The organism is Kitasatospora sp. NPDC004799, from assembly GCF_040609095.1.
Classification (GTDB): Bacteria; Actinomycetota; Actinomycetes; order Streptomycetales; family Streptomycetaceae; genus Kitasatospora.
The window spans coordinates 39,009-46,375 of record NZ_JBEXJK010000019.1; the positions used below are offsets into that span (position 1 = coordinate 39,009).

At 76.1% G+C, this 7,367-nt stretch carries 7 protein-coding genes; 4 read left to right on the top strand and 3 right to left on the bottom strand.

From position 1 onward, the window contains the following. Window positions 1–42 precede the first annotated feature (42 nt). Together ABZW03_RS04800 and ABZW03_RS04805 are read left to right on the top strand one after the other, a co-directional pair. On the top strand, window positions 43–1,011 hold the full coding sequence (locus ABZW03_RS04800) for a LysR family transcriptional regulator (protein WP_355252232.1): 969 nt from the start codon (window positions 43–45) through the stop codon (window positions 1,009–1,011). Further along, complete coding sequence (locus ABZW03_RS04805) at window positions 1,008–1,568, top strand: N-acetyltransferase (protein ID WP_355252235.1); 561 nt, start codon at window positions 1,008–1,010, stop codon at window positions 1,566–1,568. The genes ABZW03_RS04800 and ABZW03_RS04805 overlap by 4 nt, the downstream gene beginning before the upstream one ends. A 247-nt stretch (window positions 1,569–1,815) precedes the next feature. Here ABZW03_RS04805 and ABZW03_RS04810 read toward each other — a convergent pair whose 3' ends face one another. Together ABZW03_RS04810 and ABZW03_RS04815 are read right to left on the bottom strand one after the other, a co-directional pair. Beyond that, window positions 1,816–2,589, bottom strand: a complete 774-nt coding sequence (locus ABZW03_RS04810) for a hypothetical protein (protein ID WP_355252238.1) — start codon at window positions 2,587–2,589, stop codon at window positions 1,816–1,818. Window positions 2,590–3,220: 631 nt separating this feature from the next. Next, the gene (locus ABZW03_RS04815; RefSeq protein ID WP_355252241.1) at window positions 3,221–3,604 is read right to left on the bottom strand and encodes a hypothetical protein; all 384 of its coding nucleotides are present in this window, start codon (window positions 3,602–3,604) and stop codon (window positions 3,221–3,223) included. Between the two features lie 99 nt (window positions 3,605–3,703). Between ABZW03_RS04815 and ABZW03_RS04820 the strand changes: the two genes are divergently transcribed. Continuing rightward, on the top strand, window positions 3,704–4,195 hold the full coding sequence (locus ABZW03_RS04820; RefSeq protein WP_355252244.1) for a MarR family transcriptional regulator: 492 nt from the start codon (window positions 3,704–3,706) through the stop codon (window positions 4,193–4,195). A 17-nt stretch (window positions 4,196–4,212) separates the two neighbouring features. Here the strand turns inward: ABZW03_RS04820 and ABZW03_RS04825 are convergent, their stop codons facing one another. Further along, entirely contained in the window at window positions 4,213–4,926 is a 714-nt protein-coding gene (locus tag ABZW03_RS04825) for a class I SAM-dependent methyltransferase (protein WP_355252247.1), read from the bottom strand. Window positions 4,927–5,243: 317 nt separating this feature from the next. Between ABZW03_RS04825 and ABZW03_RS04830 the strand changes: the two genes are divergently transcribed. Beyond that, window positions 5,244–7,334 (top strand): AAA family ATPase, encoded by a 2,091-nt coding sequence (locus ABZW03_RS04830; protein ID WP_355252250.1) that lies wholly within the window; start codon window positions 5,244–5,246, stop codon window positions 7,332–7,334. The last annotated feature ends 33 nt before the right edge of the window (window positions 7,335–7,367 follow it).

Here is a 7,367-nt window from a genome sequence, read left to right on the forward strand (position 1 = left end):
CAGCGCCAACGATGATTCCTTAAGCTTCGATCAGATCGGTTGATGACCGCCGTGGACCCGCTGCAGCTGCGCACTTTCGTCACCGTCGCCCGTCTCGCCTCCTTCTCGGAGGCGGCGCGGGAGCTCGGCTACACCCAGTCCGCGGTCTCCCAGCAGATCGCCGCGCTGGAGGCGGACCTCGGGGCGGCGCTGCTGGACCGCCGTCCGGTCGGCCCGACCGCGGCCGGGCGGCGGCTGCTGGAGCACGCCGCGCCGCTGCTGGTCCGGCTGGAGGCGGCGCGCGCCGACGTCGCGCGCCTGGTTGGCACTCCGAGCGCCCGGCTGGTGCTCGGGGCCACCCCGCTGGCGGTCGGGGCGACGCTGGGGCGTGCGCTCGGCGAGGTGCGCCGGGCGTATCCGCGGGCGGAACCCGTCGTCCGGGTGCTCGCCCAGGACGTGCTGCCCGCCCAGGTCGCCACCGGGGAGGTCGACCTCGCGCTGATCGACGGGCTCGCCGCGCCCAGCGACCCGCTGCCGCTGACCGACGTCGGCCCGCTGCGCACCGTCGCGGTGGCCGAGCGGCCGATCGCCGTCGCGCTGCCCGTCGGCCACCCGCTGGCCGGCCGCGGCGGCCTCGCGCTCGCCGACCTCTCCGCCGCCCGCTGGCTGGACGCCCCCGACCTCGCCCCCCCGGCGGCCCGGCTGCGCGCGGCCGCGGCGGTCGACGGCTTCCGGCCCGCCACCCGCTACCAGGGCACCGACCTGCACGGACTGCTCGCGCTGGTGGCGGCCGGGCACGGGCTGGTCCTGCTGCCCGAGCCGGTGCTCGCGGCGGCGCCCGGGATCGGGTACGCGCCGATCGCCGCGCCCCGGCTGGTGCACCGCACCGAGCTCGTCCACGGCAGCCTGCCGGAGGGGCCGGCGGCGCTGCTGGCCCGGCTGCTGGAGGAGTCCCGGGCGGAGCCGGCCGGCCCGGCGGCGCCGAATTCGCTTGCGGGGGCCGTCGGGGACGATGAAATGATCACGCGATGAGCACCGGCATCATCATCAGACGGGTACGGATCGAGGACTGGCAGCAGGCCAGGGACCTCCGCCTGGAAGCACTGCTGGACCCGGTCGCGGCCGTGGCCTTCCTGGAGACCCACGAGCAGGCCGTCACCAGGCCCGACGGGTTCTGGCAGGACCGCACGACCCGGGCCGCGACGGACCCGCACGTGGCGCAGTTCGTCGCGGAGGCCGCGGACGGGCGCTGGCTCGGCAGCATGACCGCGCTGGTCGAGCGGCCGGGCGGGGCGGGCGCGCTGGAGGGCGACGTGATCGAGGTCGACCAGGCGCACGTGGTCGCGGTCTACGTCCGGCCGGAGGCGCGGGGCACCGGGCTGGCGCTCGACCTGATCCGGACCGTCCAGGAGTGGGCGTGGTCGCTCACCGAGCCGCGGATCGAGCGGGTGCGGCTGTTCGTCCACGAGGACAACCCGCGGGCCGAGGCGATGTACCGGAAGGCCGGCTTCGAACCCTCCGGGGTGGTGCTGCCGGTGCCCGGCGGCGGGGGCGGCCGGGAGCGGGAACTGGCCGTGCCGCGGGGCTGACTCCTGGCGTCGCCCGTCTCGCGGGCGTGGATTCGGGCGTGAATTCGGGCGTGGAGTCGGGCGTGGATTCGCGCGTGAAGGAGCCGCCCGGTCCGTCCGGTCCCCTGTGCCGGACGGGCCGGGCGGCCGTCTACGGGGGTGGGCGCCCGTGCTCCGGGGCCCGTGGGGCGCCTGTCGAGGATCGGCGCCCGTGGAGGGTCAGTGCCCGTGGAGGGTCAGCACCCGTGGGGGCGGCGACCGTTCGGCGTCAGTGCCCGTCGCAGCCCGGGAGGGCCTCGCACATCGGTGCCGTCATCCCGGTGCCGACGTACTTGTCCTCGGGCGCCTTCCAGGCGTCCTTGGGCTGGGCGCCGGCCTTGGTGGTGGCCCAGACGGCCAGCTCGCTGACCGCACCGCCGTCGCTGACCACGTACTCGTGCAGGGTGACGGCGCCGCCGTCGGCCTGCGGGACCGTCAGAACGGCGGCGAAGTAGGGCGCGTCCGGGGCGCTGTCGACCTTCACGGTGGCGCCGGGCGCGGTCTTGGCGCAGTTCTTGAGCGCCTCCGTCAGGTGGCCCTCGGCCAGGTTGGTGGTCTGCTTGGTGCCGCTGCTGTGGGTGGGGTCACCGACGAACAGCAGGGTCTGCTGGGCCGTCCAGCGGTCCCCGCCGAAGCCGACCGAGGCCTTGGCGGCGGCGGTGCCGGTGAACAGCGGCTCCTCGTCCTTGGCGACCGCCGCGTGGCACAGCTCCATGCCCTTGAACTGGACCGGGCCGGAGACCGGCTTGGCGTTGGCCGCCAGCGGCGTGTAGTGGTAGCTCTCGTCCATCGGGATGCTCTTGGTGTCCATCCAGGCCTTGTCCGGGATGCCCTTCTCGGAGCCGGCGGGCTTGGTGGGGTTGGTGCTGGGGGTGCTGCCGGCCGCGGCCGGGGCGGCGGTGCCGCCCGCGTCCTGGCCGCCGTTGTCCGGGCCGCAGGCGCTGAGCGCGCCCAGGCAGACGAGGGCAGCGGCGGTGGCGGTGACGACTCTGGTGGTGCGCAACTGACGGTTCCTCGGGTGTCCGGTGGAGTTGGTCGGGGTCGGGCGCGCGCCGGCCGTGGGCCGCTGGTGCGCGGCGCCGTCCGTCCGTCCTCGCCGCCCGGTCGACCCGTGGTCGCGGGCCTGCGGCACGACAGCTCCTCCCCCCTGTGCGTACGGCCGTCGGCTCCTCGGCCCGCCGTCCGCCCCGGGGTTGAGGGGTGGTCAGCGTCGATGGCGCATCGACGGCGGACGAAACCTATGCCACCGGACGGCCCCTCGCAAAGCCGGGTTCCGGCCGGACGCCCGGATTCCCTTTGGGGCTGGTGGGACTGATGGGGCGAATGTGACCGGGCGCGGCGGGTGCCGTGGGCGGCCTGCGGCGCATCACCGGGGCGCGCGCTCGGGCCCGCGCGCGGGTCGGCGCGGCGCATCCGGGCTGGTGGGGGCGGGTGCGGCCGCGGGCGGCCGGAACGCGGCCGGCCGCCGGCGCCCGGTCCCCCTTCAGGAGACGGGTGCCGGCGGCCGGTTGGTTCACGTCCGGTCGGTGCCGCGTTCGGTCGGTTCGTGCCCGGCCGGCGTGCGGGAGGCCGGTCGGTGCGCGGTCGGTGCGCGGGTCGGGCGGCGAGTCGGCGGCCGGTCGGGCCGCGGGCGGTCAGGCGACCTGGCCGCCGACGCCGGAGCGGCCCGCCGGTACGCCGTCGACGGTGACCACGGTCTGCTGGCCGACGGCCTCGCCGAGCACCCCGGTGACCGCCGCGGTGGCCGCCGCGACCAGGCGGGCGGGCGCGTCCGGGACCTGCGGCAGGTGGTAGGCCGCCTCCCGCATGCTCAGCGTGACCACCGGTGCGACCTCGTCGGTCGGCAGCCCGCCGATGCCCCGGCGGCGCTGCGGGACCCCGATCAGCTCGACCGCGACCAGGGGGCGGAACCGCTCGCCGAAGACCGAGGTGACGGCTCCGGTGAGGCCGGCGATGAGCGCCCGCTCGACGTCGGGGCCGAGGGACTCCTCGCGGATGTGCAGGCTCAGGTGCGGCATGGTGGAGCTCCGTTCCGTTCGGTTCGTACCATGGGCCGATGGATTGGCTTTGCACGTAAAACAGCTTTGATGTCAAAGGTAACTGGAGAGGGGTGGGCGATGTCAACGCCCGAGGGAGAGCCGCGCGACGTACCGGCGCCGAGCGGGGAGGAGCTCGACGACGCCGTGCGGTCGATGCTGCTGCTGATGCCCCGGCTGGTCGGGCGGGCCAAGCGGATCCCCGTCCCGGAACCGCTGCGCGGCTTCGCCCTGGCCCCGCGTCACCTGTCGCTGCTGGCCTGCCTGCTGCTGGACGGGCCGATGGGCGTCAACGACCTCGCCGCCCGGCTGGAGGTCGCCCCCACCACGGTCAGCCTGATGGTCGGCGACCTCAGCCGGCAGGGCATCCTGGAACGGCGCGAGGACGAGGCCGACCGCCGGCGCCGCATCGTCGCGATCGTCCCCGCCCGGCTGCCCGCCATCGAGGCCTGGCTCTCCCCGGGGGCCGCCGCCTGGCGCACCGCCCTCAGGCCGCTCAGCGCGGCGCAGCGGCGGCTGGTGGTGGACACGCTGCTGGCGTACGAGGCGGCGGTGGGGCGGGAGTCGGACTGACGTCCGGGGACGTGGGGTCAGTGGGTCCGTCGGAAGAGCGCCGTGAGGAGGAACGGGACGCCGAACAGCGGCGAGTCCGGGTCCTGGGCGGCCATCGGGCGGATCTCCAGTGGCGTGAACTCACGGAACAGCGACCGGAGTTCGTCCGGAGAGTAGGCCAGGCCGCCCTCCAGCGCGCCGAGCCGGTAGAGCTCCTCGTCGGGCCGCTCGGACCCCATCGCGCCGGCCGCGAAGGCGGTGACGGCGAAGTGCCCGCCGGGCGCCAGCACCCGGTCGAGCAGCGCCAGGTAACTGATCCGGCGGTGCGGCGGGAGGTGGTGCAGACAGCCGGAGTCGTAGACCAGGTCGTAGTGGGCGCAGGGGAGTTCGGCCTCGAAGATGTTCGCCCGGTGGAACCGCGGGCCGGCCCCCGCGCCGGCCTCGCGGGCGCGCTCCTCGGCCCAGGTGACGGCGGTGGCGGAGAGGTCGACGGCGTCCACCTCGAAGCCGAGCGAGGCCAGGTGGACGGCGTTGCGGCCGGCGCCGCAGCCGAGGTCGAGCGCCCGGCCGGGCGCCGGGGGCAGCAGGCCGCGGTCGAGCCAGGAGACCAGGTTCTCGTCCGGTTCGGGCCCGAAGAACGGGCGGTCGGCGGACCGGTCCGCGTAGAAGCGGTCCCAGAACGGTTCGGCCGGCGGGAAGAGGCCGTCGAGGAGGGCGAGGACGTCCTCGGTGGTGCGGATCGTACGGTTCATGCCGCCGAGCCTAGGCGGCCCGGCGAACCGACGCCCGAGCCCCGAAATCCCTTGCACGGTGGGTGGTTGGGGCTGTCTCGGGTGCGGCCGGGGCGGGTGCCGCGGGCCCGGGCCGGCGTCCGGCGGCGCCCCCGTGCCGGGCCGGGAGGGGCCGTTTCCGCGTGGACGGGAGGGGTGTCCGGGCGGCCGTCCGGAATTTCCGCCCGGGAAAAACGCGGTGCGGGGAATCGAGGGACACATTCAACCCGGACAAGTCAACATTTACTTCCCCGGATTACCTCTGCATAGTGGCGGGTCGAATCGAGAGGGGCTCTTCCTTGTCGCAGATCAACGACAACGCCGCACAGCAGGTGGAGCTGGAGCGGGCGCAGGTGTCCGTCATCGGCGAGCTGTTCGACGAGCGGCTCGCCGGGGCGCGGGCGCAGCTGGGGCAGGTGCTCGCGTCGACGGCGGACGGCGCGGGCGAGGTGTACGAGCGGGAGGTGGCGGCCGGGCGGCTGGCGGGCGAGGTGCGCCGGCTGGAGGGGGCCGAGGGCGGGCTGGTCTTCGGCCGGATCGACCTGGCGGACGGGACGGTTCTGCGGATCGGGCGGCTGGGCCTGCAGCGGGACGAGGACGAGCTGCCGCTGCTGGTGGACTGGCGGGCGGAGGCGGCCCGGGCCTTCTACGAGGCGACGCCGGTCCACCCGCTGGGGCTGCGCCGCCGCCGGCACCTGAGCCTGGCGGGCCGCACGGTGGTCGGGGTGAGCGACGAGCTGCTGGACGGCTCGGAGCCGACCGCCGGGGACGTCGTCGGTGACGGGCCGTTGGCCGCGGCGCTCGGCGAGCGGCGTACGGGCCGGATGGGGACGGCGGTCGCGACGCTCCAGGCGGAGCAGGACGCGATCGTCCGCTCCGCGCACCGCGGGGTGACGGTGGTGCAGGGCGGTCCGGGCACCGGGAAGACGGTGGTGGCGCTGCACCGGGCCGCGTACGTGCTGTACGCGTTCCCCAAGGCGGCCGAGCGGGGCGTGCTGGTGCTGGGGCCGAACGCGCGCTTCCTCGACTACATCTCCCAGGTGCTGCCCTCGCTCGGGGAGAACGACGTCGTCCTGGCGACGTGCGCGGAGCTGGCCGGCGTGGCGCCGGGCGCCGTGGACCGGTTCGAGGCGGCCCGGCTCAAGGGCGGTGCCGGACTGGCCGACGCGCTGGCCGCGTCGGTGCGCTCCCGGCAGGCCCCGGGCGGGGACTTCGAGGTCCGGGTCGGGCGGGAGTGGGTCCGGCTGGCGGAGGAGGAGGTCGCCGGGGTGCGGCAGGCGGCGCAGGGCAGCGGGCTCGCCCACAACCGGGCGCGCCGGCTGTTCCTGGAGCTGCTGGTCGACGCCCTGACCGGCGCGCTGGCCCGCGGCACGGTGGAGGTGCTGGAGCGCCTCGACGCAGAGGTCGCCCAGCTCACCGGCGTCGACCTGGACCGGATGGCGGCCCGGGACCTGCGCAACCTCGGCATCGACGCCGCGCCCGCCACCGGGGCCGAGGAGTTCGACGCGGACGCCGTCCGCGCCGCCCTGCTCGACGACCCGCACCTCGACCGGGCCGTCGAGGAGATCTGGCCGCGGCTGGTGCCCGGCGAGGTCGTCGACGCCCTGCTGGCCGACGCCGACGCGCTGGCCGCGTACCTGCCGCAGCTCACCGACGAGGAACGGGCCCTGCTGCTGCGCACGCCCGGCGCGCCGTGGACCGACGCCGACGTGCCGCTGCTGGACGAGGCGGCGGGCCTGGTCGACGGCCCGCCCGAGCAGTCCTTCGGGCACGTCGTCGTCGACGAGGCGCAGGAGCTGACCGCGATGCAGTGGCGGATGGTCGCGCGCCGCTGCCCGGGCCGGTCGATGACGCTGGTCGGCGACTTCGCCCAGGCCGGCCCGGCGACGGCCGCCCGGGACTGGAACGAGGCGCTCGCCCCGCACTTCGGCCGCCGCTTCGACCTGCGGACGCTGACCGTCAGCTACCGCACCACGCAGGAGATCCTGGCCACCACCGGCGAGCTGCTTCACCGGATCGCCCCGGACCAGCCGCCGGTCCGGTCGATCCGGCACGGCGACGAGCCCCGTACCGTCGCGGTGGCTCCGGAGGGCCTGGCGGCCGGTCTGCTCAGGGAGCTGCGGGCGCAGGCCGCCGCGCACCCGGGCGAGCTGCTCGGGGTGGTCTGCGCGGACGACCGGGTGGCGGAACTGGCGGCCGCGGGGGTCGAGCGGTACGCCCGGCTGGTGCCGGCCTCGGAGGCGCGCGGCCTGGAGTTCGACGAGGCCCTCGTGGTCGACCCGGACGGCATCGCCACCGCCCGGCCGGCCGGCGAGCGCGACCTGTACGTCGCCCTCACCCGCGCCACCAAGCGCCTGTGCACGGTCGTCGTCCGGGCGGGCGGCGCGTAGCGGGTGCGCGGACGCGCGGGAAGTCGGCCCGGC

Bases quoted from the DNA above. Each gene is read 5' to 3' on its own strand.
- ABZW03_RS04800 (WP_355252232.1), top strand. From the start codon at position 43: ATGACCGCCGTGGACCCGCTGCAGCTGCGCACTTTCGTCACCGTCGCC.
- ABZW03_RS04805 (WP_355252235.1), top strand. From the start codon at position 1,008: ATGAGCACCGGCATCATCATCAGACGGGTACGGATCGAGGACTGGCAG.
- ABZW03_RS04815 (WP_355252241.1), bottom strand. From the start codon at position 3,604: ATGCCGCACCTGAGCCTGCACATCCGCGAGGAGTCCCTCGGCCCCGAC.
- ABZW03_RS04820 (WP_355252244.1), top strand. From the start codon at position 3,704: ATGTCAACGCCCGAGGGAGAGCCGCGCGACGTACCGGCGCCGAGCGGG.
- ABZW03_RS04825 (WP_355252247.1), bottom strand. From the start codon at position 4,926: ATGAACCGTACGATCCGCACCACCGAGGACGTCCTCGCCCTCCTCGAC.